Below are 23394 nucleotides of genomic sequence, written 5' to 3'. Positions count from 1 at the left end.
CCGGGGTGTGACACCCCGGGGGCCTTTCGGGTACTGCGTGCGGCTACGGGAGCTGCGACGCCGCTCGCGCCTCGCGGCGGTTGTGGCGGAAGGTGTTCGCGCGACGGGTCGTCGCGAACAGCGGGATGGTCGCCGCCAGGGCGATCTGCAGGGCGCAGCCCGCCTGGAGCAGCAGCTGGCCGCCCGGAGCGTCGAACGCCCAGGCCGCCAGGAGGCCCATGGCCCCGATGATCCAGCTCAGCATCGCCACCGCGAGGACGCCCCGCGGCTTGGGGTACTCGACCCGGCTCACCATCAGCCAGGCCACCCCGATGATCGCCAGGAGCGTCGGGACGAACGGCAGCTCCAGCAGGACGATCGAGACGACCGTCAGCGCGCCGAAGGGGCTCGGCATGCCCTGGAACATGCCGTCCTTCATGGTCACGCAGCTGAATCTCGCGAGTCTGAGCACCACGGCCAGCAGCACCACGATCGCGGCCAGCGCGGACATCTTCTGCACCGCGTCGTCGGCGACCATGCCGTACACGAGCACGAAGTACGCGGGAGCCAGGCCGAAGCTGATCAGGTCGGACAGGTTGTCCAGCTCGGCGCCCATCGGCGAGCTGCGCAGCTTGCGGGCCACGATGCCGTCGAAGAGGTCGAAGACCGCGGCGAGCAGCATCAGTATCACCGCCGTCGCGGCGCTGTTGCGGGCCATGCCCGATTCACCGCTGCCGGTGAGGTGCGGGATGAGGATCCCGGTGGTGGTGAAGTACACCGCCATGAATCCGCACGTCGCGTTGCCGAGGGTGAGGGTGTCCGCTATCGACAGCCGCAGCGAGAGCGGCATGTCGTCCTCGGCGGACTCCTCCTCCGCGGCCTCGGGCACCCAGCCGCCCGACGGTGTGGTGGGAGTCTCAGGGTCAGTCACGGTCAATTCGGGTCACCCCCGCGGTGGTGGCCTGTCCGACCTCGACCGCGACCTCGACACCCTCGGGGAGGTAGATGTCGACGCGGGAGCCGAAACGGATCAGACCGATGCGTTCGCCCTGCTCCACCTTGGTGCCGGCCGGCAGGTACGGGACGATGCGGCGTGCGACGGCGCCGGCGATCTGCACCATCTCGATGTCGCCGAGTTCGGTGTCGAAGTGCCAGACAACGCGCTCGTTGTTCTCGCTCTCCTTGTTGAACGCCGGGACGAACCCGCCCGGGATGTGCTCCACGGACGTCACCGTGCCCGCGAGGGGCGCGCGGTTGACGTGGACGTTCAGCGGGCTCATGAAGATCGCGACCCGGGTCCGCCCGTCCTTCCACGGCATGATGCTCTGCACCACACCGTCGGCGGGCGAGATGACACGGCCCTGCGTGATCTCACGCTCGGGGTCGCGGAAGAACCACAGCATGCCCGCCGCGAGAGCGGTGGTGGGCACGGCCACCGCGGCCCAGCGGCCGGACTTGCGGGCCCGGGTGAGGCTGAGCGCAGCGGTGGCGACGGTCGGCAGAAGCCACGGCGATGCTCCGCGTGCGAGACGTCCACCGAGGATGCCGACGCGAGGTGCAGAGGTTTGGCTGTGGGGCATGGATGACCTTCGTAGCGGGTGATTGCCGCGCCGCAAACAGGGGGACGGGACGGCGGCTTTACTGGAATGCTATCGGTTGCACGCAACAACTGGGCAAGCCAGAAGCCGAGTCGATGGCCGCCAGCCAGTGACTGCCAGTGATTCTTTTGCGGCGAACCCATGGAGGATCCGCCGCAAAAGGGACTTTCAGCCCTGCAGTCGGTACTCCTCGAGCAGGCGTCGACCGATGATCATTTTCTGGATCTCGGCCGTACCTTCACCGATCAGCAGCATCGGTGCCTCCCGGTAGAGGCGCTCGATCTCGTACTCCTTCGAGAACCCGTAGCCGCCGTGGATGCGGAAGGCGTCCTCGACTACCTCCTTGCAGTATTCGGAGGCGAGGTACTTCGCCATCCCTGCCTCCAGGTCGTTTCGTTCCCCGGAGTCCTTTTTGCGTGCTGCGTTGACCATCATCGCATGGGCGGCCTCGACCTTGGTAGCCATCTCGGCCAGCTTGAACTGGATGGCCTGGTGCTCGGCGATCGCCTTGCCGAAAGTGTGACGTTGCTGGGCATAGGAGACACCCAGCTCGAACGCACGCTGAGCGACGCCGCAGCCACGTGCCGCCACGTTGACCCGGCCGACCTCGACCCCGTCCATCATTTGGTAAAACCCTCGGCCGGTCTGGCCTCCGAGGACCCGATTGGCCGGAATGCGCAGTCCGTCCATGATCAGCTCGGTCGTGTCGACGCCCTTGTAGCCCATCTTGTCGATCTTGCCCGGGATGGTCAGGCCCGGCCGGACCTCACCGAAGCCGGGCTCCTTCTCGACGAGGAAGGTCGTCATCGACTTGTGCGGGGCCGTGCCCTCGGGGTGTCCTTCGTCACTCCGGACCAGAACGGCCACCAGGGTCGAGGAGCCGCCGTTCGTCAGCCACATCTTCTGGCCGTTCAGGACGTACTCGTCGCCGTCCTTCACCGCCTTCGAGGTGATGGCCGACACATCGGAGCCCAGCCCCGGCTCGGACATGGAGAACGCGCCGCGCACCTCGCCGAGCGCCATGCGGGGGAGGAAGTGGTCCTTCTGCTCCTGCGTGCCGTGCTGCTTGAGCATGTACGCCACGATGAAGTGGGTGTTGATGATGCCCGAGACGGACATCCAGCCCCGGGCTATCTCCTCCACGCACAGCGCGTAGGTGAGCAGCGACTCACCCAGGCCGCCGTACTCCTCCGGGATCATCAGGCCGAAGAGGCCGAGCTCCTTGAGGCCGTCGACGATCTGCTGCGGGTACTCGTCACGGTGTTCGAGCTCGGTCGCGACCGGGATGATCTCCTTGTCGACGAACTCCCGGACGGTCTTGAGGATCTCCCGCTGGACGTCGGTCAGCCCGGCGGTCTGGGCGAGTCGGGCCATGGCTACTTCCCCTGTTCCTTCAGCTGCGGGCGGCCGGGCTGCTCGCCGCCGCGCTCCTTGATGTACGTCTCGGTGGGGACCATCACCTTGCGCCGGAAGACGCAGACGAGGGTGCCGTCCTGCTTGTAGCCCTTGGTCTCCACGTAGACGATCCCGCGGTCGTTCTTCGACTTGGACGGGGTCTTGTCCAGGACGGTCGTCTCGCCGTAGATCGTGTCGCCGTGGAAGGTCGGCGCCACGTGCCGCAGTGACTCGATCTCCAGGTTGGCGATGGCCTTCCCGGAGACGTCCGGCACGGACATGCCGAGCAGCAGCGAGTAGATGTAGTTGCCCACGACCACGTTCTTGCCGAAGTCGGTCGTGTTCTCGGCGTAATTGCTGTCCATGTGGAGCGGGTGGTGATTCATGGTCAGCAGACAGAAGAGGTGGTCGTCGTACTCCGTGACCGTCTTCCCGGGCCAGTGCTTGTAGACCGCGCCGACCTCGAACTCCTCGTACGTGCGTCCGAACTGCATCGGGATCAGGCCTCCGGGATCTCGAACTTGGTGGTGCGCTGCATGCCCGCCGCGCGGCCCTTGCCCGCGATGACCAGGGCCATCTTGCGGCTGGCCTCGTCGATCATCTCGTCGCCGAGCATGGCCGAGCCCTTCTTGCCGCCGGCCTCGGAGGTGCACCAGTCGTACGCGTCGAGGATCAGCTCGGAGTGGTCGTAGTCCTCCTGGGAGGGGGAGAAGACCTCGTTGGCCGCGTCGACCTGGCCCGGGTGCAGCACCCACTTGCCGTCGAAGCCCAGCGCCGCCGCCCGGCCCGCCACCTCGCGGTACGCGTCCACGTCGCGGATCTGCAGGAAGGGGCCGTCGATCGCCTGGAGGTCGTGCGTGCGGGCCGCCATCAGGATCCGCATCAGGATGTAGTGGTAGGCGTCCGCCGGGTAGCCGGGCGGCTGCATGCCCACGACCAGCGACTTCATGTTGATCGAGGCCATGAAGTCGGCCGGGCCGAAGATGATGGTCTCCAGCCGCGGCGAGGCGGCGGCGATCGCGTCGACGTTGACCAGGCCCTTGGCGTTCTCGATCTGCGCCTCGATGCCGATCTTGCCGACCTCGAAGCCCATCGTCTTCTCGATCTGCGTCAGCAGCAGGTCCAGCGCCACGACCTGCTGGGCGTCCTGGACCTTCGGCAGCATGATGCAGTCGAGGTTCTGGCCCGCGCCCTCCACGACGGTGATGACGTCGCGGTACGTCCAGTGCGTGGTCCAGTCGTTGACGCGCACGACCCGGGTCTTGCCGGTCCAGTCGCCGTTGTTCAGCGCGTCCACGATCGTGTGGCGGGCGCCTTCCTTGGCGAGCGGGGCGCAGGCGTCCTCCAGGTCGAGGAAGACCTGGTCGGCCGGCAGGCCCTGGGCCTTCTCCAGGAAGCGCGGGTTCGATCCCGGCACCGCGAGGCAGGAGCGGCGCGGCCGAAGGCGGTTCACGGGAGACGTGGGCGTGGTCATGCGGGGACCTCCAGAGGGTCGAGCTTGTTCGCTTTCCGGATCTCGTCGACGATACGGCCGATGATCTCCGTGATACCGAAGTCCTTGGGTGTGAAGACGGCGGCCACACCGGCCGCCTTGAGGGCGATGGCATCGGCGTTCGGAATGATGCCGCCGAGGACCACGGGGATGTCACCCGCCCCCGCCGTACGGAGGCGTTCCAGCACGTCCGGCACGAGCGCGCTGTGCGAGCCGGACAGGATGGACAGTCCCACGCAGTGCACGTCCTCGGCCAGCGCCGCCGAGGAGATCTCCTCGGGCGTCAGCCGGATGCCCTGGTAGACCACCTCGAATCCGGCGTCGCGGGCCCGCACGGCGATCTGCTCGGCGCCGTTGGAGTGCCCGTCCAGGCCCGGCTTGCCGACCAGCAGGCGCAGCCGGCCCGAGCCGAGGTCCTCGGCGGTACGGGCGACCTTCTCGCGGACGAGGGCCATCGGCGTGCCCTCCTCGGCGGTGACCGCGACCGGGGCCGAGGAGACCCCGGTCGGGGCGCGGAACTCGCCGAACACCTCGCGCAGGGCGTTCGCCCACTCACCGGTGGTGACACCGGCGCGGGCGCACTCCAAGGTGGCCTCCATCAGGTTCTCGGTCCCCGCCGCGGCCTCCTTGAGCCGGTCCAGGGCCTGCATCACCGTCGGGAAGACGAACGGGTCGCCGTTGCCCTGCCGGTCCGAGGACTCCTGCCGCTCGGCCCGCCAGCGGACGATCCGCTCCACGGTCAGCGCCTCGACGGCGGGGTCGACCGTCATGATGGCGCCGTCCAGGTCGGCCGTCAGCGGGTTCTCCTCGGTCTGCTCGAAGCAGTTCACGCCGACGATCTTGTCCTCGCCGGCCTCGATCCGGGCGCGCCGCTCGGCGTGCGAGGAGACCAGCTGGGACTTCAGGTACCCGGACTCGACGGCGGCCATCGCGCCGCCCATCTCCTGGATCCGGTCGATCTCGGCCAGGCAGTCGACGACCAGGGAGTCGACTTTGGCCTCGATGACGTGGGATCCGGCGAAGATGTCCTCGTACTCCAGCAGGTCGCTCTCGTGTGCCAGGACCTGCTGGATGCGCAGCGACCACTGCTGGTCCCAGGGCCGGGGCAGGCCCAGCGCCTCGTTCCAGGCGGGCAGCTGCACGGCACGGGCGCGGGCGTCCTTGGAGAGGGTGACCGCGAGCATCTCCAGCACGATGCGCTGGACGTTGTTCTCCGGCTGTGCCTCGGTCAGGCCCAGGGAGTTGACCTGGACGCCGTACCGGAAGCGGCGCTGCTTGGCGTTCTCGATGCCGTAGCGCTCGCGGGTGACCTGGTCCCAGATGCGGCCGAAGGCGCGCATCTTGCACATCTCCTCGATGAAGCGGACGCCCGCGTTCACGAAGAACGAGATACGGGCGACCACTTCGCCGAAACGATCCTCCGGGACCTGGCCCGAGTCGCGCACCGAGTCCAGCACGGCGATCGCGGTCGACATCGCGTACGAGATCTCCTGGACCGGGGTGGCCCCGGCCTCCTGGAGGTGGTACGAGCAGATGTTGATCGGGTTCCACTTCGGGATGTGGTTGACCGTGTACGCGATCATGTCCGTCGTCAGGCGGAGCGAGGGCCCGGGCGGGAAGACGTGCGTCCCGCGCGACAGGTACTCCTTGACGATGTCGTTCTGGGTGGTGCCCTGGAGCTGGGCGATGTCCGCGCCCTGCTCCTCGGCGGCCACCTGGTAGAGCGCCAGCAGCCACATGGCGGTGGCGTTGATCGTCATCGACGTGTTCATCTGCTCCAGGGGGATGTCCTGGAACAGCCGCCGCATGTCGCCCAGATGGGAGACCGGGACCCCGACCCGGCCCACCTCGCCGCGGGCGAGGATGTGGTCGGGGTCGTAGCCGGTCTGCGTCGGGAGGTCGAACGCGACCGACAGGCCGGTCTGGCCCTTGGCGAGGTTGCGGCGGTACAACTCGTTGGACGCCTCGGCCGTGGAGTGGCCGGCGTACGTCCGCATGAGCCACGGACGGTCTTTCTGGCGCTCTGTCATCTCAGGCGATCCTTATGGCCTTTGAGCCGACTCAGACGATTCAGACGGTTCAGATGTTGCGGAAGCGGTTGATCGCCTCGAGGTGCGTCGCGCGCAGCTCGTGATCGCGCACGCCCAGGCCCTCCTCGGGGGCCAGCGCCAGGACGCCGACCTTGCCCTGGTGGAGGTTGCGGTGGACGTCGTACGCGGCCTGGCCGGTCTCCTCCAGGGAGTAGACCTTGGACAGCGTGGGGTGGATCTTGCCCTTGGCGATCAGGCGGTTGGCCTCCCACGCCTCGCGGTAGTTGGCGAAGTGTGAGCCGATGATCCGCTTGAGCGACATCCACAGGTAGCGGTTGTCGTACTCGTGCATGTAGCCCGAGGTCGAGGCGCAGGTGGTGATGGTGCCGCCCTTGCGCGTGACGTAGACGCTCGCGCCGAAGGTCTCGCGGCCGGGGTGCTCGAAGACGATGTCGATGTCCTCGCCGCCGGTCAGCTCGCGGATGCGCTTGCCGAAGCGCTTCCACTCCTTGGGGTCCTGGGTGTGCTCGTCCTTCCAGAACTTGTAGCCCTCGGCGCTGCGGTCGATGATCGCGGTCGCGCCCATCGAGCGGCAGATGTCCGCCTTCTGCGCGCTGGAGACCACGCAGATCGGGTTGGCGCCGCCGGCCAGCGCGAACTGGGTGGCGTACGAGCCGAGTCCGCCGCTGGCGCCCCAGATCAGGACGTTGTCGCCCTGCTTCATGCCGGCGCCGTTGCGCGAGACCAGCTGGCGGTAGGCGGTGGAGTTGACCAGGCCGGGGGAGGCGGCCTCCTCCCAGCTCAGGTGGCCGGGCTTCGGCATCAGCTGGTTGGACTTGACGAGGGCGATCTCCGCCAGGCCGCCGAAGTTGGTCTCGAAGCCCCAGATGCGCTGCTCGGGGTCGAGCATCGTGTCGTTGTGGCCGTCCGAGGACTCCAGCTCGACGGAGAGGCAGTGCGCGACGACCTCGTCGCCCGGCTTCCAGGAGTTGACGCCCGGGCCGGTGCGCAGCACGACGCCAGCGAGGTCGGAGCCGATGACGTGGTACGGGAGGTCGTGGCGCTTGCTCAGGTCGCTGAGCTTGCCGTAACGCTCCAGGAAGCTGAAGGTCGACACCGGCTCGAAGATCGACGTCCAGACCGAGTTGTAGTTGACCGAGGAGGCCATCACGGCCACCAGGGCCTCGCCCGGGCCGAGCTCCGGGACCGGGACCTGGTCGAGGTGCAGGGACTTGCGCGGGTCCTTCTCACGGGTGGTGAGCCCCGCGAACATCTCCGCCTCGTCCTTGTGCACGGTGATCGCGCGGTACGAGTCGGGGAGCGGCAGGGCCGCGAAGTCGGCGGCCGTTGCGGCCTGCGACTGGATCGCGTCCAGGATGTCCTTCACGGTGTGCCTCCGGCGAGCGCTGAGGGTGCGCTGAGAGATACGCGGGTGCGTGGAACGGGTGTGGTGTGGGTGGTGCTGCGGTACTGCGAATGCCGTCGGTCCGGCGGAGCTGTGGTGCTGGCGCGACGCCCGTGGTGGGGCGTGCGCGCAGGGCCTGGTGACGCAGGCATCCGGGGCGCGGTTCGTGCCGAGTGGGCGTGGACCGCGGGGACATCCGGACGAGATTCAACGTATGGCACCCCGTGTCACTCAGCAAGGCACCGCGTGCCAAAACTTTCTCTCATTTGCCTATTGACCTGCGCAGATGAGCGATGATCGATCAGTGTTACCCGCGAGTAGGGGCAAGTCGGACAAACAAAAGCGGCCGCCCCCGGAACGGGAGCGGCCACTGTGATGTGTGCGACTACTGCTTGTTTCTGAGTGCTTCCTCGATGGTCCGCATGACCTCGTCGAGCGGGGCGTCCGTACGGGCCACCGCCACCAGAACCTCGCCCCGCGTGCGGATCTCCGCCGGCGCGGCCGGGGCCGGGGCCTGCGCGGTGCTCAGGGTGCGGCCCGCGCCGATCCCCGTGCCGAAGGTCTTCCGCACGATCGAGAAGGCGTGGTCCAGCTGCGCCTCCACGTCCCCCTGGCCGCCCGCCCGCAGCCAGCGCCGCAGCACGTGGTTGTGGGCCGTCACGACCGCCGAGGCGGCCACCTCGGCCAGCAGCGGATCGTCGTTGCCGTCGTGGTGGTCGGTCTCGTCGAAGTGGGCCAGCAGGTAGCGGGTGAACAGCCGCTCGTACCGCGCCACCGAGGCGATCTCCCGCTCCCGCAGCGCCGGCACCTCGCGGGTGAGCCGGTAGCGCTCCACCGACACCGCCGGCGAGGCGGCGTACATCTTCATGACTTCCTTGATCCCGCGGCACACCGTGTCGAGCGGGTGCTCGTGCGCCGGGGCCACGTCCAGCACCGCCTCGGCCCTGGTCAGGGTGTCGTCGTGGTCCGGGAAGATCGCCTCTTCCTTGGACCGGAAGTGCCGGAAGAAGGTCCGGCGCGCCACCCCCGCCGTCGCGGCGATCTCGTCGACCGTCGTCGCCTCGTACCCCTTGGTCGCGAACAGCTCCATGGCGGCGGCGGCGAGCTCACGGCGCATCTTGAGCCGCTGGGCGGCCGCCTTGGTGCCCGCCGGGCTCTCGGTGCTGTCGGAGGCCGTGGCGGCGCGGGGCGAGGTCTTGGCGGGCTGGGACATAGAGCGAAAGTACTTCATTCGCGCGGGGGAGCGCGCCTGAGGGGGGTGGGGCAGGGGTGGATGCGGGGGAGGGCCCGCACTGGGCTCGGAAGGTACGGCCTGCCGTGAGGGTGCGGCAGACCCGAGCAGCCCTCCCCACGCATCCGGCTCTGGGGGCACCTGGCCGGGGCGCTGATTACCGGCGGGCGTACTCACGGAATCCGCGGCCGGTCTTGCGGCCCAGGCAGCCCGCCGCCACCAGGTGCTCCAGCAGCGGGGACGGGGCCAGGCCGGGATCGCGGAACTCCTTGTGGAGCACCTTCTCGATCGCCAGCGAAACGTCCAGACCGACGACGTCCAGGAGCTCGAAGGGCCCCATCGGGTAGCCGCCGCCCAGCTTCATCGCCGCGTCGATGTCGTCGAGGCTGGCGTAGTGCTGCTCGACCATCTTCACGGCGTTGTTCAAGTACGGGAACAGCAGCGCGTTCACGATGAACCCGGCCCGGTCCCCGCAGTCCACCGGGTGCTTGCGCACCTTGATGCAGATCTCGCGGACCGTGGCGTGCACGTCGTCGGAGGTCAGGACGGTCCGGACCACCTCGACCAGCTTCATCGCGGGAGCCGGGTTGAAGAAGTGCATGCCGATCACGTCCTGCGGACGCGAGGTCGCGCGGGCGATCGCGATCACCGGCAGGGAGGAGGTCGTGGTGGCCAGCACCGCGCCGGGCCTGCAGATCTTGTCGAGGGCCGCGAACAGCTCCTGCTTGACCGCCAGGTCCTCGGCGACCGCCTCCACGGCCAGGTCCACGTCGGCGAAGGCGTCCAGCGAGCCGGCCGGGGTGATCAGCTCCAGCGTCCGCGCCGCGTTCTCCTCGGTCAGCCTGCCCTTGGACACCGCACGGTCCAAGGACTTTCCGATCGCGGCCTTCGCGGCGGACGCCTTCTCCTGGCTGCGCGCGGCGAGCACCACGGCGAAGCCGGCCTGCGCGAAGACCTGCGCGATGCCGCTCGCCATGGTGCCGGAGCCGGCCACGCCCACCTTCGCCACCGGCCGGCCCTCGCCGAGCCGGGCCCCGTCCAGCGGGGTCTGGGCGTCGCGGACGATCGTGGAGCCGCCCGGTTCCCCGTACGTGTAGAAGCCGCGCCCGGCCTTCTGTCCGGTCAGGCCCGCCTCGGCGAGGTGGCCCAGGATCGGGGCCGGGGCGTGCAGCCGGTCGCCGGAGGAGGCGTACATGGCCTCCAGGACGGTCCGGGCGGTGTCCACGCCGATCAGGTCGAGCAGCGCGAGCGGACCCATGGGCAGACCGCAGCCGAGCCGCATCGCCGCGTCGATGTCCTCGCGGGAGGCGTACTTCGACTCGTACATCGCGGCGGCCTGGTTGAGGTACCCGAAGAGCAGGCCGTCCGCGACGAAGCCGGGGCGGTCGCCGACGGAGACGGGCTCCTTGCCGAGCTCGCGGGCCAGCGCGGTGACGGCCTCGACGGCCGGCGGGGCGGTGAGGACGCTGGAGACCACCTCGACCAGCTTCATCGCCGGGGCCGGGTTGAAGAAGTGCAGGCCCAGGACGCGCTCGGGGCGCTGCGACTCGGCGGCGAGCCGGGTCACCGACAGGGCGTTGGTGCCGGTGGCCAGGATCGTGTCGGGGCGGACGATCGCGTCGAGCTCGCGGAAGAGCCGCTGCTTGAGCTCGTAGCTCTCCGGGACGACCTCGATGACGAGGTCGGCGTCGGCGGCGGCGGACAGCTCGGTGAAGGTGCGGAAGCGGGCGAGGGCGCCGTCGCGCTCCTGCTCGGTGAGGCGCTCGCGGGCCACCGAACGGGCCGTGGCGGCCGCGAGGGCGGCCGTGGCCCGGCGGGTGGCGGCCTCGCTGATGTCGATGCCGATGACCTCGCGGCCGGCCTGGGCGAGGACCTCGGCGATGCCGGTGCCCATGGTGCCGAGGCCGATGACGGCGATGGTCTGGAAGGCGGACTGGCCGGTGGACTGACTGGACGTGGACGGAAGGTCCATCGCGGGACTCCAGTGGAAGAGGGTGACGACTGAGGGGGCCGCACGGCGCACGACGCGCGGCGGAGGTCCGGCCCGCGAGGAAACGCGGGGCGGAGAACGGCGGACCCTGTCCCGGGGTCGCGCCGTACACGAAAGGCAGCAGGGGTAGCTGGTGCACGGGAGTCGTGGGAGCTACCGGACCGACTGGTACGGGGCGGCTGCGTCACCAGGCCGGCCTCGTACGTTGAAGGGAGCGTAACCCGCCGGTAACTGCCGCGCCAGAGCACGGAGATGTGACCTGTACCGCCCAAATGTACCGATCATCGATCATCGATCAGTCATCTGCGGAAACCCGGCGTGGCGGCGGCCGCGCCGCCCTAGGGTGACCGGGTGAACACCGTGCTGGAGCGCCTGCGAACGGAATCCGGGGAGTCCCCGCGGTACGGGGAGCTGCTCGCGGCGGATCCCGACGCGCTGGCCGCCTCCCTGACCTCCGCCGGCCTGCCCCTGTGGGCCCGCGAACTGGCCGCGTACCGGCTCGGGCTGGCCGGGGACCGGCGCGCCTTCGAGCCGCTGGTGCTGCTGCTCAACCACCGCGACCCGCCGCGCTGCGCGGCCGCCGCCGAGGCGCTCGCCGCCCTGGGCGACCCGCGCACCGCCCGGGCGGCGGCGGCCCTGGCCACCAACACCCTGCGCACGGCCTACGCCCTGCAGCCCGTACGGCTCCTCACGACCCTGCGCGCCCCCGAATCGGCACCGGTCCTCATCGCCACGCTGTCCCGGCTGCTGTCCCCGCACGAGCCGTACTGGCGGGTGGCCCTGGCCTGCGTGGAGGGCCTCGGTTCCCTCGCCGACCCGCGGGCCGGGGAGGTCCTCACCCGGGCCCAGTCCCACCCCCGCCTCGCGGTGGCGGCGACGGCGGCCCTGCGCCGACTGCGCACACCGCGCTGACGCCGCAGCCCCGGACGGCCGCCCGGTCCGCCCGGAACTCCGCACGGAGGCCGAGACCTTCGCGGTGCGGCCCGTCCCCTCAGCCGGAGACCGAAGCCTTCTCGCCCGGTGCGGGGGCGGTCCCGGTTCCGCGGCCCTCGCCGCCCTCCGGCTGCCGGCGCGGGACCGCATCGGGCACGGCGGCTGCGGTCGCGGCACCGGCGACGGCCGGGCGGCGCCGGTCCGCCGCCCGCTGGACCCGCTTGCCCAGGCGCTGCGCCGGCAGCTCGACCAGGCGGTACATCAGGTGGCTCGCGGCCATCAGCACGGTGAGGAAGATCGCCGTCCAGGCGACCTTCCCGAGCGTGGACTCGGGCATCGGCGGGACGCCCAGCGGCGGTCCGACGGTGCGCAGGAGCGGGAAGTGCAGCAGGTACATCGAGAAGCTGATCGCGCCGAGCCAGGTCAGCGGCTTCGGGAAGCGCCGTCCCCGCAGCAGGAAGAAGAGGCCGAACAGGATCCAGGCCGCGAGGTAGGAGAGCGACCAGGCCTTCCAGCCGGAGGTCCAGGTGCTCTCCTGGACCCCGTTCCGGTTGTACAGCCATCCGACGAGCACGCCCGCGAGGACCACGGACCCGCAGGCGAGCAGTGCCGGAACCCGGCCGATCGTGCCGTGCTGCGCCCGGTACACGACGGTGCCGGCGAACATCGTCGCGAAGATCATCAAGGTCTCGAAGGCGACGGCCCGGCTGTTGAGCGTGACGAGGACCAGGCCGAGTCCGCCGAGCAGCAGGGCGCCCGCCGCGGTCGCCTTCCGGTTGCCGCTGAGCACGCCCCAGAAGCCCAGGAGCACGATCGGCGTGACGATCAGCAGGAGCAGCCGGACCGAGCCGAGTTCCGTGATCAGCAGCTGGGGGGCGAGGGCGGTGCCGATCGCCAGTGCGGCACCGGCGAAGGCCACCGCGATCGGGGCACTGTGCCGGTGCAGGCCCCGGGTGAACAGGGCGGTGACGAAGAAGTAGAAGACCATCTCGTAGCAGAGCGTCCAGGTGACGTTCATGCCGTTGATGACGCCCAGCATGTCCTGGAGCATCAGGCCGTTCGCGACCAGCGAGGCGAGGTCGTCTCCGGTGCGCAGCAGCGCGACCGAGCCGTCTCCGGCCGGCAGCATCACGATCGCGGCGGCGAACGCGACGATGACGGCGGGGTAGATCCGGAAGAGCCGGCCGATCCAGAAGGCCCGGACGTCACCCCGGCGCTCGAGCGAGGCCGGGATGATGTAACCGCTCACGATGAAGAAGAGCATGACCCCGAAGACGCCGAGGTCGAAGTTCCGCCAGACCATCCCGCCGAAGGGCAGCATCCGCAGCACGTCGAAGTGGTGCAGGACCACGACCAGGGCGGCGATGCCGCGCAGGGCGTCCAGCCAGCCGAGCCGGGCGCCGGCGGCGGAGCCCGGGGCCGCGGCGGCCCGCGGCCGGGGGAAGGGGGGTATCAGCTTCTTCACCGCAGGGACCCTAGCCGATGTCCGCCCGTCCCGGGCCCGTTCACCGAGGTGTCGGGAGCGGGTCGGGCGAAGCAGGGCAAACCATCCCGTACGGCTGCGAGTCGATGGTTACCCGCGGAAGCCCAGGAGGCCGTGGAGGGCCGTGCCGCCGGCGGTCGGGGTGGCCGCGCGGGTGGCCGTGGTGGGTTTCGGAGCCGGCTGGGCGGGGCAGGTCGCGTCCGAGGCCAGGCCGCTGCGCAGGTACGCCGCCACCTTCTCGTCCAGGCACTTGTTGCCGCTGAGCGCGACCCCGTGGTTGCCGCCGCCCTCCTCGACCACCAGCGCCGATCCCTTGAGCTTCCCCTTCATGCTCAGCGCCCCCTCGAACGGGGTCGCCGCGTCCTCCGTGGCCTGGAGCAGCAGGGCCGGCGGGAGGGAGGCGTTGGTCACGTCCGGCGCCGCCAGCGGCTCCGTCTTCCAGAACGCGCACGGGGCGTTGTACCAGGCGTTGTTCCAGGTCATGAACGGGGCCTTCGCGTGCGTGCGCCACATGTCCGCACGCCACTGGTTCCAGTCCTTCGGCCAGGCCGAGTCCCGGCACTGCACCGCCGTGTACACGCTGTAGGCGTTGCCCGCGGAGGGCTCCACCGCCCCGAACCGCTCGTACGCCGCCACCAGGGGCTTGGGGTCCTTGGCCACCTCGTACGCGGAGAAGGCCTCGGCGAGGACCGGCCAGTACCCGTCGTAGTAGCTGCCCGGCATGTAGGTGTCCTCCAGCTCCGCCGGGCCCACCTTGCCGCCCGCCGGGGTCCCGCGCAGGGCGTCGCGCATCGCGTACCAGCGCTCCTCGACCCCCGCCGGGTCGGTGCCCAGCCCGTACTTGTCGTCGTACTGGGCCACCCAGGCCAGGAAGGACTTGTGGCGGGCGTCGAACGCCTGGTCCTGGGCGAGGTTGTCCTCGTACCAGACCCCGCCCGGGTCGACCACGGAGTCCAGGACGAGGCGGTGCACCCGGTCCGGGTGGAGCTTGGCGTACACCGCGCCCAGATAGGTCCCGTACGAGTAGCCGAAGTAGCTGACCTTCGCCGCGCCGAGGGCCCCGCGCAGCACCTCGACGTCGCGGGCGGCCGAGACGGTGCCGATGTACGGGAGCACGTCCGCGTGCCTGGTCTGGCAGGAATCGGCGAAGGACTTCACCCGGTCCAGGTTGGCCTGCTCGGTGCGCGCGTCGAGGGGTACGGAGTCCGGGCGCACGGGGGTGAAGTGTCCGGGTCCGCAGTCCAGGGCGGGCTCGCTCTTGCCGACGCCCCGGGGGTCGAAGCCGATGACGTCGTACTGGGCGGCCACGTCCTTGGGCAGCGCGGAGGCGATGAAGCCGGCCAGGCTCCGGCCGCTGCCGCCGGGCCCCCCGGGGTTGACGAGCAGTGGACCCTGCGAGGTGGCGGCGGTGTGCGGGACCCGGGTCAGGGCCAGCGAGATCTGCCGGCCGGCCGGGTGGTCGTGGTCGAGCGGGACCTTGAGGGAGGCGCACTGCAGCGTCGGATAGCGCGGGGTCGCACAGCCGGTCCAGCGCAGCGCGGCGGGCGCGGCGGCCCGCGGCGGCCGGCGCCGCGCCCGCCGGCGCCGCGCCCGCCGGGCTCGTGACGACGGCGGCCACGGTCGCGGTGGCGACGGACAGCAGGACGGCGGCGCGCTTCGTCAGCGGGCCGCGCTTCTTCGCGGGGGTCGCAGGGTACGCGGGGTGGAGCATGGGGCCTCCCAGCCGAGGGTTCTGGGCGGAATCGTCCCGGAAAGCGCGCCCGGAAGGCGGGATTGGTCCGCTGATTGGCCCGATGTGATGAGCCTTCAGCGGCCGTACGAGGTCACAGGAGGCTGAGCTGGACCGGCTCGGCGGGCGCCGAACCGGCCGGGCGTTCGGGGACGGGGATCCGGCGGGCCGCGCCCCGCCGGGAGGGCCCGATGCCGAATTCGGCGGCGAGCTCGTGGACTTGCCGGGTGATCTGGCGCTGGTACCAGGTGGGTGCGTACGAGCCGCCGGCGTACATCCGCTCGTACCGTTCGACGAGGTGCGGGTGGTGGGCTGCCAGCCACGCCGCGAACCACTCGCGGGCGCCCGGCCGCAGATGGAGTACCAGGGGTGTCACGGAGGTCGCCCCGGACTCGGCGACGGTCCGGACGGTGGCCCGCAGCTGCGCGGGGGAGTCCCCGAGGAAGGGGATGACCGGGGCCATCAGCACCCCGCACTCGATGCCGGCGTCGGTGAGGGACCGTACGGCGGCCAGCCGGGCGGCGGGGGAGGGTGTGCCGGGCTCGACGGTGCGCCACAGGCCGGTGTCGGTGAAGCCGACGGAGACGGAGATGCCGACGTCGGCGACCGCGGCGGCCCGCCGCAGGAGGGGGAGGTCGCGCAGGATCAGCGTCCCCTTCGTCAGGATGGAGAAGGGGTTGGCCCGCTCGAGCAGGGCCTCGATGATCCCGGGCATCAGCCGGTAGCGGCCCTCGGCGCGCTGGTAGCAGTCGACGTTGGTCCCCATGGCGATGTGAGCGCCGGCCCACCGGCTCGAGGCGAGTTCTCGGCGCAGCAGCTCGGGGGCGTTGGTCTTGACGACGATCTGCGAGTCGAAACCGATGCCGGTGTCGAGGTCGAGGTAGCCGTGGGTCTTGCGGGCGAAGCAGTACACGCAGGCGTGGCTGCACCCGCGGTACGGGTTGACCGTCCATTCGAACGGCATGCGCGAGGCGCCGGGCACCCGGTTGAGGACCGAGCGGGCGCGGACCTCGTGGAAGGTGATCCCGCGGAACTCCGGGGTGTCGAAGGTCCGCGTGACCACGGAGGCGGCCCCGAAGAGCGCGCCCGCCCGCTCGGGACCCCGGGGCCCGTCCGTCAGATTGTCCCAGCGCATGAGCGTCTCCCTCGGTGTCTCGGGCCCGAGAATAGAACAAATGTTCCCATGATCGTGCGAGGGGCGACGGGTCGGGGCAAGGAGTACGGCAAGATGCCCGTCAGGCTCCGGGGGCCGCGGGCCTACGTCGGCGGGCGCATGCGGAAGTCGTACGTCGCAGGGAGCGGCCGGTGCGTGATGCGGGACCAGACCTCCGACAGGACCTCGTCGCCCTCGCGCAGGTCCGGGAGTTCGAAGCCCTCCTCGAACACCCGGCGGGCCGCGCCCACATGGCCCTCCGCCGCCAGCAGCCGCGCGGCCAGCAGCCGGAACCGGCCCTCCTCGCGCAGCGCCGGCCGCAGTCGGTCCCACACCGCCCGCGCCGCCGGCAGCCGGCCGGCCGCCAGCAGCGCCGTCATCGCCTCCCGCCCCAACGCGGACTCCGCGGCCGTCCACGGCTCGCCGCCCCGGCTCTCCTCGGCCAGGTCGTCGAAGGCCTCGGCGTACCGCTGCGCCGCCCGCGCCGGATCGCCGGCCAGCGCGTCCGCCACCGCCAGGCAGCGCAGCAGCGGCCACCGCGAGGGCGCCAGTGCCAGCCCGCGCTCCCAACTGCGCACCGCCTGCGCCACATCGCCCGCGTGCCACTGGGCCACGCCCAGGTGGTACTCGGTCAGCGGATCCGCCGGGGCCGTCTCCAGCATGTCCCGCCAGTGCGGGGCGACCAGGCTGGGCCCCGGCGGCGCCACCCGCCGCGGGGCGGGGAAGACCCCGGTGCGCCACAGCTCCAGCCAGGGTGCCTGGGCTTCGCCGAGCCCCGCAGCCTCGAACGGGGTGCCGGGCAGCTCGTACCCGCCGCACAGCACCTCCAGCGCGCCCCAGCCCGAGCCCGCCGCCAGCCGCTCCCCGGGCTCGGTGTCGGCGGCCCCGCGCCACGCCTCGTACGCCTCCTCGACCCGCGCGTGGGGCAGTGCCGCCGCCAGGGCCGCCTCGGCGGCGGAGCGGGCCGACGCCCAGTCGGGGCCGTGCACCGCCCCCGGGTCCGCGGCCAGCGGTCCGTACGCCTCCAGCCAGCTGAACTCCGCCCCGGCCTCGAGCCGTACGTGCTCCAACTGGGTACGGGCGAGACCCGCCTGGATCTCGGCGTAGCCGCCGGTGCCGGGCTCGGTCAGCCACTCCTGCCACCGCCGGCCGCCGTCCCCCGAGCCCCAGACGAACAGCTTGCGCCCGCGCAGGCGGGCCGTGGAGGTCTGGACGAGCCCGCGCCCCTCCGCGTCGAGCGAGGCGATCCACGGCCGGGCCCCCTCCGGGACCTCGTAGAAGAAGTCGGCCGGGTACTCGCTGCGCAGCGGGTACGTGCGGTCCTCGTCCTCCCACCGCGGCACGGGGATCCGCCGCAGCGCGCGCTCGTACCCGAAGTGCCAGGCCTCGTCGGCGGGGGCGAGCACCCGCGTGCCGGGATCCTCCGGGACGGCGATGTTGGACCACCAGTACACGGGGGCGGTCCGTTCGTGAGGATTGCGCACGCGCACGCCGACGTACAGGAACTCCGAGTCCTGCGGCAGCCACAGGTCCACCTGGAAGGGGAGGTCGCGCAGCCGCTCCCACTCCCAGAGCCGGACCATCACGCCTCCGTCGGGCGCCGGTACGAGCGCGGCGTGCACCGGGGAACAGGAGAGGGTGGTGTGGCCGGTGGCACCGATGTTCCACTCGATGCCGCCGGAGAACCAGGCGCCGTTGAGGGCGAAGTTGGCGGGCTGGAACACCGGGTTGCGGTAGAGGAGTTCCCGGCCGGTGGGCACGTGGACGAGCGAGTGGACGCGGCCGCCGAGGCCGGGCAGCACCGTGACGCGAAGGTGCGCGTTCTCGAGGACGACCGCCTCGAACCCGCGCTCCTTCCTGCGCCGTTGGTACCCGTCCCGCAACCGTACGGGCAGCAGCGAGCGCAACGGCTCGTACCCGATCTGCCGGGCCATGTCGCGCGGCAGCCCCTCGCGCGAGCGCTCGTCGAGCGTGTGCGCTTCGACGGGCGCGCACAGTACGGGCAGGGGGTTCTCGGGGCCCAACGGGGCGGCGGGCAGGTTCAGTACGGCGCGGCGGACGGTGGTGGCCATGCAGGAAATGGAACACGCCGGGGCGGCCGGTGCACAGGGGTTCCGCGGATCACCACCGGTCAGGATTGCGCAAAGCCCTGGCCGGAGCGCTACGCGCCGGACATCTCGGCGGTCATCGCCCACCGTTCGTGGTCGCGCCAGGCGCCGTCGACGAAGAGGAAGTCCGGCGAGAACCCCTCCCGCCGGAACCCGGCTCCGCGGACCAGCGCGAGGGAGGCCGCGTTGCCCGGCTGGATGTTGGCCTCCAGGCGGTGCAGCCCCAGACCACCCTGGTCCGCGGGGGCGAAGGCCTGCGCCACGACGAGCCCCAGCGCCTCGCGGAACAGGCCCCGCCCGGCGGCGTGCGCGAAGGCGCCGTAGCCGAGCGCACCGCAGTCGAAGGCCCCGTACACGATGTTGTTGACGTTGACGAAGCCCGCGATGGCCCCGGTCCCGCGCTCGCACACCAGGAAGCCCACCCGGCCGGCGCCCTCGATGAGCGGCCTCGCGTACGCCTCGTACTCCTCCGCCGTCGCCGGCGGGTTCAGCCAGGGGTGGTGGAGGTGCCGGCTCTCGTGCACGCGTGCGGTGAACTCGGGGCCGTCGGCCAGCCGGAAGGGGCGCAGCCCGACGTGCTCCCCCTCGCGCAGGTACGTGGAATATGACATCCCCCCAGGCTATGAGCTGTGGCAGGCTGTCCCGGGTGATCACCGACACGGACACCGAAGAACTGCTGCGCGCGGCCGTACGCAACAACGCCGAGTGGTGCGCGGCGGTGAGCGGCGGCGGCGCGTTCACGGCCGACGCGTGGACCAGCGCGCGTCGCACCCCGCCCTACTACCCCGACGGCGTGACCCTGACGAGGGAAGCCCCGGCGGAGGCGCTGCTGGCCGCGATGGACACCGGGTCCCCCGGCTGCTCCGTCAAGGACAGCTTCGCCGCGCTGGACCTGGCCCCGGCGGGCTTCGAGGTGCTGTTCGGGGCCGAGTGGATCCACCGGCCGGCGAACGCCCCGGCTCCGGCCGCGGCGGCCACCGCCCTGGCCTGGACCCGCGTCGCGGATGCCGGGGAGCTGGCCGGCTGGGAGGCCGCGTGGGGCGGCGGGGAGGGCACGGGCCTCTTCCACCCGGGCCTGCTCACGCCGGAGATCGCCTTCCTGGCCGGGAGGTCGGCGGACGGGCGCGTCCTCGCCGGGGCCGCCGCCAACCGTACGGGCGCGGTCGTCGGCCTCTCCAACGTCTTCACGGCGGACGGAACCCCCGACGACGAGGCCTGGGCGGGCGCCCTCGCCGCCGTCGCGGAGCTCTGGCCCGGCCTCCCGGTCGTCGGCTACGAGTCCGGGGATGACCTGGACACGGCCCTCCGTCACGGTTTCACCCCACTGGGCCCGCTCCGCATCTGGCTGCACACCCCCCAGTAGGGCCTGGCCCGGGGCTCCCAAGCCCCGGACCTCCGGGTGGGCCTTGGGGCGGCAAGGCGGCCCGGTTTCGCCCGCGCTGCTACGATTGGGTGATTCTGCCCGAATCGGGTTGGGGTGAGTGCATGAGGACCTCCCGATCGCGTCGGCGTACGGCCTTGCTGGCGCCCTGCGCCGCCCTCCTGATCGTGTGGGGCGGCTCTCCGCCCGGCGCGGCCGCCCTCGCCGTGGCGCGTACCGGTCCATCGCCCGCGCCCGTGCCCGCGGCGACCATGACGGCCCCCGCCCCCACCCGCATCCCGTCGCCCCTGAAGCCCATCGAACGGGCCGCCTTCCAGGCAACCGTCGACCGTGCGGCGAAGAAGCTGACGGTCCCCGGCGCGGTCGTGCTGCTGCGCACCCCGCAGGGCACCTACCGGGCGATCGTCGGCACCTCGGAGCTGGGCAAGAGCACACCGCCGGACACGGGCGACCACTTTCGGATCGCCTCCAACACGAAGACCATGACGGCAGCGCTGATCATGCTCCTCGCCCAGGACGGCAAGCTCCGGCTGACCGACCCGGTGTCCGCCTACGTCCCGGGGGTGCCGAACGGCGAACACATCACCCTCGCCGAACTCCTGAAGATGCGCAGCGGCCTCTACAACTACACCGGCGCCCCCGAACTCGCGGCGACGCTGGACGCCGACCCTGGCAAGGTCTGGACCCCGCAGCAGGTCCTGGCCATCGCCTTCCGGCACCCGCCGAACTTCGCGCCCGGCGCTTCCTACGAGTACTCCAACACCAACTACGCCCTGCTGGGCCTGGTGGCGGAGAAGGCCGGCGGCCGGCCCCTGGCCCGGCAGTTCCGGGAGCGGCTGTTCACCCCGCTCGGACTGAAGGGGACCTTCCTGCCGGCCGCGGACGACCGCTCGCTGCCCGAGCCCTCCGCGCACGGCTACATGTACGGCGGTTCGGCCTACGCCCTGGCCGACGACCCGTACTCCGCCTCGATGCGCGAGGCGGCGCAGACCGGGAAGCTCCGGCCCGTGGACTACACCCGCCAGAACCCTTCCTACGCCACCGCCGCGGGCGGGGCCGTCTCCACCGCCGACGACCTGGCCACCTGGATCCGCTCCCTGGTGACGGGCAAGGTCCTCGGCCCCGCATCCCAACAGCACTGGCTCCACGGCCCCCAGGCCGAGGACCCGGCCGCGCCCGACGGCCAGAAGTACGGCTACGGCATCGCGTACCAGCGCTTCGGCCCGAACGCGGCGATGTACTACCACGGCGGCGAACTCCCGGGCTTCAACTCCTTCATCGGCCACGACCCGGTCAACGACGTCACGCTCGTGATCTGGACGAACCTCACCGTGGCCCCCGACGGCCGGACCACCGCCCAGGCCCTGCTGCCCACCGTGCTCAACCAGATCTACACCGGGCTCGACCTCCCCACGGGTTAGGGCCGTTCCGGCTCCGCCGCCGGTGTCGCGGCCGGCTCCGCCGCCGTGCTCGGCTCCAGTGCCAGCCGCGGGACGTCCGTCCGCTCGATGCCGAACACCTGCGCGTACAGGGAGAGTTCCGCCTCCAGTGCGCGGACCATGGTGTCCGCCCGGCGGAATCCGTGGCCCTCGCCCTCGAAGGCGACGTACGCGTGCGGCACCGGCCGTCCCCGCAGCGCGGCCAGGAAGCGCTCCGCCTGGGCCGGCGGGCAGACCGGGTCCTCCAGCCCCTGCAGCAGTACGAAGGGTGCGGTGATCCGCCCGGCGCGGGCCAGCGGTGAGCGCTCCCGGCACCGTACGGCCAGGGTCTGCGGGGGTCCTGCCAGGCCGTCGATGTAGTGGGACTCCAGGTCGTGGGTCTCCTCGGCGAAGCCCAGCAGGTCCAGCACGGGGTAGATGACCGTGCCGCACGCGTACAGGTCGGTGGCCGCCAGCGAGGCCGCCGCCGTCCAGCCGCCCGCGCTGCCGCCGCGGATGGCGAGCCGGGCCGGGTCGGCGGTGCCCTCGGCGGCCAGTGCCCGGGCCACCGCCGCGCAGTCCTCCACGTCCACGACGCCCCACTGCTCGCGCAGCCGCTCCCGGTAGGCGCGCCCGTAGCCGCTGGAGCCACCGTAGTTCACCTCGGCCACGCCGATGCCGCGCGAGGTGAAGTACGCGATGTGCAGGTCGAGTACGGGTGGCACGTGGTCGGTGGGGCCACCGTGCGCCCACACCACGTAGGGGGGCAGTTCGTCGGCGGGGGCCCGGCGCGCGGGGTGGTGCGGCGGGTAGACGTGGGCGTGGATCTCCCGGCCGCCCGGGCCGAGGAAGGTCCGGGTCTGCGGTTCGGGGTAGTACGAAGGGTCCACCGGGTCCACCCCGGCCGCGCCGACCACCCGCGCGTGACCGTCCTCGACGTCGAGCTCGACCACCTCGTAGGCGCTGCGCGGGCTGGCCGCGACCCCGTACACGCGGTTGCCGTACGTGGCGAGCGTCGGCTGCCAGGCCGTCCACGGCCCGGCGGCGTCCACCAGGTCGCCGGTCTCCGGGTCGAGGACACCGAGCACGGAGGCACCCTGGCCGTGCAGGACGGCGACGAGCCCTCCGGGGAGCGGCGCCAGCCAGCTCAGTCCGGGCTTCCACAGCGGGCCGCCGAACTCCTCTTCGCGCGGGCACAGGTTGACGGCCTCGCCGGTCGCCGGGTCCACGCGGTACGGGTTCCACCAGCCGCTGCGGTCGCTGACGGCGAGGAGGGCCCCGCCGGAGGTCCACTCCACCTGGGCGACGGCCTCCTCCGGGCCGCCGAGCACGGTCCGGGCCCCGGCCAGCGTCCCGTCGGGCTTGACCTCGGCGAGGCGCACCTCGGTGCCGTCCCACGGCATCCGCGGGTGGTCCCACACCAGCCAGGCCGCCTGCAGTCCGTCGGGGGAGAGCCGCGGCCCGGTGGTGAACCGGTGCCGGTCGTCGCCGAGTTCGCGTACGAGGGAGCGGTCCTCGGAGGCCGAGCCGTCCAGCGGTACGGCGGCCAGCACTCGGCGCACGTCGGTCGGCGCCGGTCCGGTGAACTCCTCCAGTACGCACCAGACTTCGCCGCCGCGCAGGACGGGGTCGGCCCAGCGCAGTCCGCCGCCGACCGAGGAGACGGGGGTGAGGGGCCGCGGTACGCGGCCGTCGCCGGGCGCGTCGGGCTCGTACGCGTACAGCCGCTGGTCGGCGAAGTGGACGAAGACCAGCAGGGGCCCGCCCGCGGGCCGTTCGGTGCCCGCCCAGGGCCGGCCGCCGTACTCGGTGACCCGGCTGCGGACGTTCCACGGGGCCGGCAGCACCGGGGTCTCGGGGCCGCCGTCGGCGGGCCGGCGCACGAGGGTGCGGCGGCCGCCCTCCGCCGGGCGGGGCTCGGTCCACCACACTTCGGGGCCGACGGTGCCCACGTACTCGGGGCGCCCGTCGAGCGATGCGGCGGCGGCCGCGTCGAGGGGCGAGGGCCAGCTTCCGTAGGGCCCGGTCGGCACCGCCATCACCGGCTCACCATCACAGCATCACCATCA

The 23394-nt window shown here is 71.8% G+C and carries 17 protein-coding genes and 1 pseudogene; 3 read left to right on the top strand and 15 right to left on the bottom strand.

Translation table 11 applies throughout. From position 1 onward, the window contains the following. Window positions 1-43: 43 nt before the first annotated feature. The 9 genes from pssA to K7B10_RS09790 form a co-directional block, all read right to left on the bottom strand. Window positions 44-868: a CDP-diacylglycerol--serine O-phosphatidyltransferase gene (gene pssA, locus K7B10_RS09830; protein WP_030155141.1), complete on the bottom strand. Its 825-nt coding sequence runs from the start codon at window positions 866-868 to the stop codon at window positions 44-46. 34 nt (window positions 869-902) lie between these two features. Beyond that, entirely contained in the window at window positions 903-1559 is a 657-nt protein-coding gene (locus tag K7B10_RS09825; RefSeq protein ID WP_030868027.1) for a phosphatidylserine decarboxylase, read from the bottom strand. A 186-nt stretch (window positions 1560-1745) separates the two neighbouring features. Continuing rightward, a complete protein-coding gene (locus K7B10_RS09820; RefSeq protein WP_030868030.1) occupies window positions 1746-2951 on the bottom strand; it encodes an acyl-CoA dehydrogenase family protein in 1206 nt (401 codons plus the stop codon). Window positions 2952-2953: 2 nt separating this feature from the next. After that, the gene (locus K7B10_RS09815) at window positions 2954-3466 is read right to left on the bottom strand and encodes a MaoC family dehydratase (RefSeq protein ID WP_030155134.1); all 513 of its coding nucleotides are present in this window, start codon (window positions 3464-3466) and stop codon (window positions 2954-2956) included. A gap of 5 nt (window positions 3467-3471) precedes the next feature. Further along, a complete protein-coding gene (locus K7B10_RS09810; protein WP_229335718.1) occupies window positions 3472-4446 on the bottom strand; it encodes an HpcH/HpaI aldolase/citrate lyase family protein in 975 nt (324 codons plus the stop codon). Further along, a complete protein-coding gene (locus K7B10_RS09805) occupies window positions 4443-6494 on the bottom strand; it encodes an ethylmalonyl-CoA mutase (protein ID WP_030155130.1) in 2052 nt (683 codons plus the stop codon). Before K7B10_RS09805 ends, K7B10_RS09810 begins: the two co-directional genes overlap by 4 nt. Window positions 6495-6543: 49 nt before the next feature. Further along, window positions 6544-7881: a crotonyl-CoA carboxylase/reductase gene (gene ccrA / locus K7B10_RS09800; RefSeq protein WP_229335716.1), complete on the bottom strand. Its 1338-nt coding sequence runs from the start codon at window positions 7879-7881 to the stop codon at window positions 6544-6546. A gap of 403 nt (window positions 7882-8284) precedes the next feature. Continuing rightward, entirely contained in the window at window positions 8285-9112 is an 828-nt protein-coding gene (locus K7B10_RS09795; protein ID WP_229335714.1) for a TetR family transcriptional regulator, read from the bottom strand. A gap of 175 nt (window positions 9113-9287) precedes the next feature. Beyond that, window positions 9288-11102 (bottom strand): 3-hydroxyacyl-CoA dehydrogenase family protein, encoded by a 1815-nt coding sequence (locus tag K7B10_RS09790; RefSeq protein ID WP_229335712.1) that lies wholly within the window; start codon window positions 11100-11102, stop codon window positions 9288-9290. A 369-nt stretch (window positions 11103-11471) separates the two neighbouring features. Between K7B10_RS09790 and K7B10_RS09785 the strand changes: the two genes are divergently transcribed. Continuing rightward, window positions 11472-12032 carry a HEAT repeat domain-containing protein gene (locus K7B10_RS09785; protein ID WP_229335711.1) on the top strand — a complete coding sequence of 187 codons (561 nt, stop codon included), beginning with the start codon at window positions 11472-11474 and terminating at the stop codon, window positions 12030-12032. 79 nt (window positions 12033-12111) lie between these two features. Here K7B10_RS09785 and K7B10_RS09780 read toward each other — a convergent pair whose 3' ends face one another. The 5 genes and pseudogenes from K7B10_RS09780 to K7B10_RS09760 form a co-directional block, all read right to left on the bottom strand. Continuing rightward, window positions 12112-13518 carry an acyltransferase family protein gene (locus tag K7B10_RS09780; RefSeq protein WP_229335709.1) on the bottom strand — a complete coding sequence of 469 codons (1407 nt, stop codon included), beginning with the start codon at window positions 13516-13518 and terminating at the stop codon, window positions 12112-12114. Between the two features lie 108 nt (window positions 13519-13626). Then, window positions 13627-15247, bottom strand: a pseudogene (locus K7B10_RS09775) (alpha/beta hydrolase). 112 nt (window positions 15248-15359) lie between these two features. Next, window positions 15360-16400, bottom strand: coding sequence for an Rv2578c family radical SAM protein (locus K7B10_RS09770; protein ID WP_229335707.1), 1041 nt, complete (start codon window positions 16398-16400; stop codon window positions 15360-15362). A gap of 122 nt (window positions 16401-16522) precedes the next feature. Then, window positions 16523-18490: a DUF5107 domain-containing protein gene (locus tag K7B10_RS09765; protein ID WP_229335705.1), complete on the bottom strand. Its 1968-nt coding sequence runs from the start codon at window positions 18488-18490 to the stop codon at window positions 16523-16525. 89 nt (window positions 18491-18579) lie between these two features. Next, complete coding sequence (locus tag K7B10_RS09760; RefSeq protein WP_229335703.1) at window positions 18580-19137, bottom strand: GNAT family N-acetyltransferase; 558 nt, start codon at window positions 19135-19137, stop codon at window positions 18580-18582. A gap of 11 nt (window positions 19138-19148) precedes the next feature. Here K7B10_RS09760 and K7B10_RS09755 point away from each other — a divergent pair, with 11 nt between their 5' ends. Beyond that, window positions 19149-19889 (top strand): hypothetical protein, encoded by a 741-nt coding sequence (locus K7B10_RS09755; RefSeq protein ID WP_229335702.1) that lies wholly within the window; start codon window positions 19149-19151, stop codon window positions 19887-19889. A 122-nt stretch (window positions 19890-20011) separates the two neighbouring features. Next, the gene (locus tag K7B10_RS09750) at window positions 20012-21328 is read left to right on the top strand and encodes a serine hydrolase domain-containing protein (protein WP_229335700.1); all 1317 of its coding nucleotides are present in this window, start codon (window positions 20012-20014) and stop codon (window positions 21326-21328) included. Here K7B10_RS09750 and K7B10_RS09745 read toward each other — a convergent pair. Continuing rightward, window positions 21325-23364, bottom strand: coding sequence for a prolyl oligopeptidase family serine peptidase (locus K7B10_RS09745; protein WP_229335698.1), 2040 nt, complete (start codon window positions 23362-23364; stop codon window positions 21325-21327). The genes K7B10_RS09750 and K7B10_RS09745 overlap by 4 nt on opposite strands. Window positions 23365-23394: the final 30 nt, after the last annotated feature.

It is taken from the genome of Streptomyces flavotricini (genome assembly GCF_020639365.1).
Lineage (GTDB): Bacteria > Actinomycetota > Actinomycetes > Streptomycetales > Streptomycetaceae > Streptomyces > Streptomyces flavotricini.
This window is presented reverse-complemented; position numbering and strand designations above follow the sequence as displayed.

Excerpts from the sequence above, each read along its gene's own strand:
- K7B10_RS09790 (WP_229335712.1), bottom strand. The coding sequence starts at position 11,102 with ATGGACCTTCCGTCCACGTCCAGTCAGTCCACCGGCCAGTCCGCCTTC.
- K7B10_RS09795 (WP_229335714.1), bottom strand. The coding sequence starts at position 9,112 with ATGTCCCAGCCCGCCAAGACCTCGCCCCGCGCCGCCACGGCCTCCGAC.
- K7B10_RS09815 (WP_030155134.1), bottom strand. The coding sequence starts at position 3,466 with ATGCAGTTCGGACGCACGTACGAGGAGTTCGAGGTCGGCGCGGTCTAC.
- K7B10_RS09745 (WP_229335698.1), bottom strand. The coding sequence starts at position 23,364 with ATGGCGGTGCCGACCGGGCCCTACGGAAGCTGGCCCTCGCCCCTCGAC.
- K7B10_RS09750 (WP_229335700.1), top strand. The coding sequence starts at position 20,012 with ATGAGGACCTCCCGATCGCGTCGGCGTACGGCCTTGCTGGCGCCCTGC.
- K7B10_RS09765 (WP_229335705.1), bottom strand. The coding sequence starts at position 18,490 with ATGGCCACCACCGTCCGCCGCGCCGTACTGAACCTGCCCGCCGCCCCG.
- K7B10_RS09760 (WP_229335703.1), bottom strand. The coding sequence starts at position 19,137 with ATGTCATATTCCACGTACCTGCGCGAGGGGGAGCACGTCGGGCTGCGC.
- K7B10_RS09820 (WP_030868030.1), bottom strand. The coding sequence starts at position 2,951 with ATGGCCCGACTCGCCCAGACCGCCGGGCTGACCGACGTCCAGCGGGAG.
- K7B10_RS09805 (WP_030155130.1), bottom strand. The coding sequence starts at position 6,494 with ATGACAGAGCGCCAGAAAGACCGTCCGTGGCTCATGCGGACGTACGCC.
- K7B10_RS09755 (WP_229335702.1), top strand. The coding sequence starts at position 19,149 with ATGAGCTGTGGCAGGCTGTCCCGGGTGATCACCGACACGGACACCGAA.
- K7B10_RS09825 (WP_030868027.1), bottom strand. The coding sequence starts at position 1,559 with ATGCCCCACAGCCAAACCTCTGCACCTCGCGTCGGCATCCTCGGTGGA.
- K7B10_RS09810 (WP_229335718.1), bottom strand. The coding sequence starts at position 4,446 with ATGACCACGCCCACGTCTCCCGTGAACCGCCTTCGGCCGCGCCGCTCC.
- K7B10_RS09770 (WP_229335707.1), bottom strand. The coding sequence starts at position 16,400 with ATGCGCTGGGACAATCTGACGGACGGGCCCCGGGGTCCCGAGCGGGCG.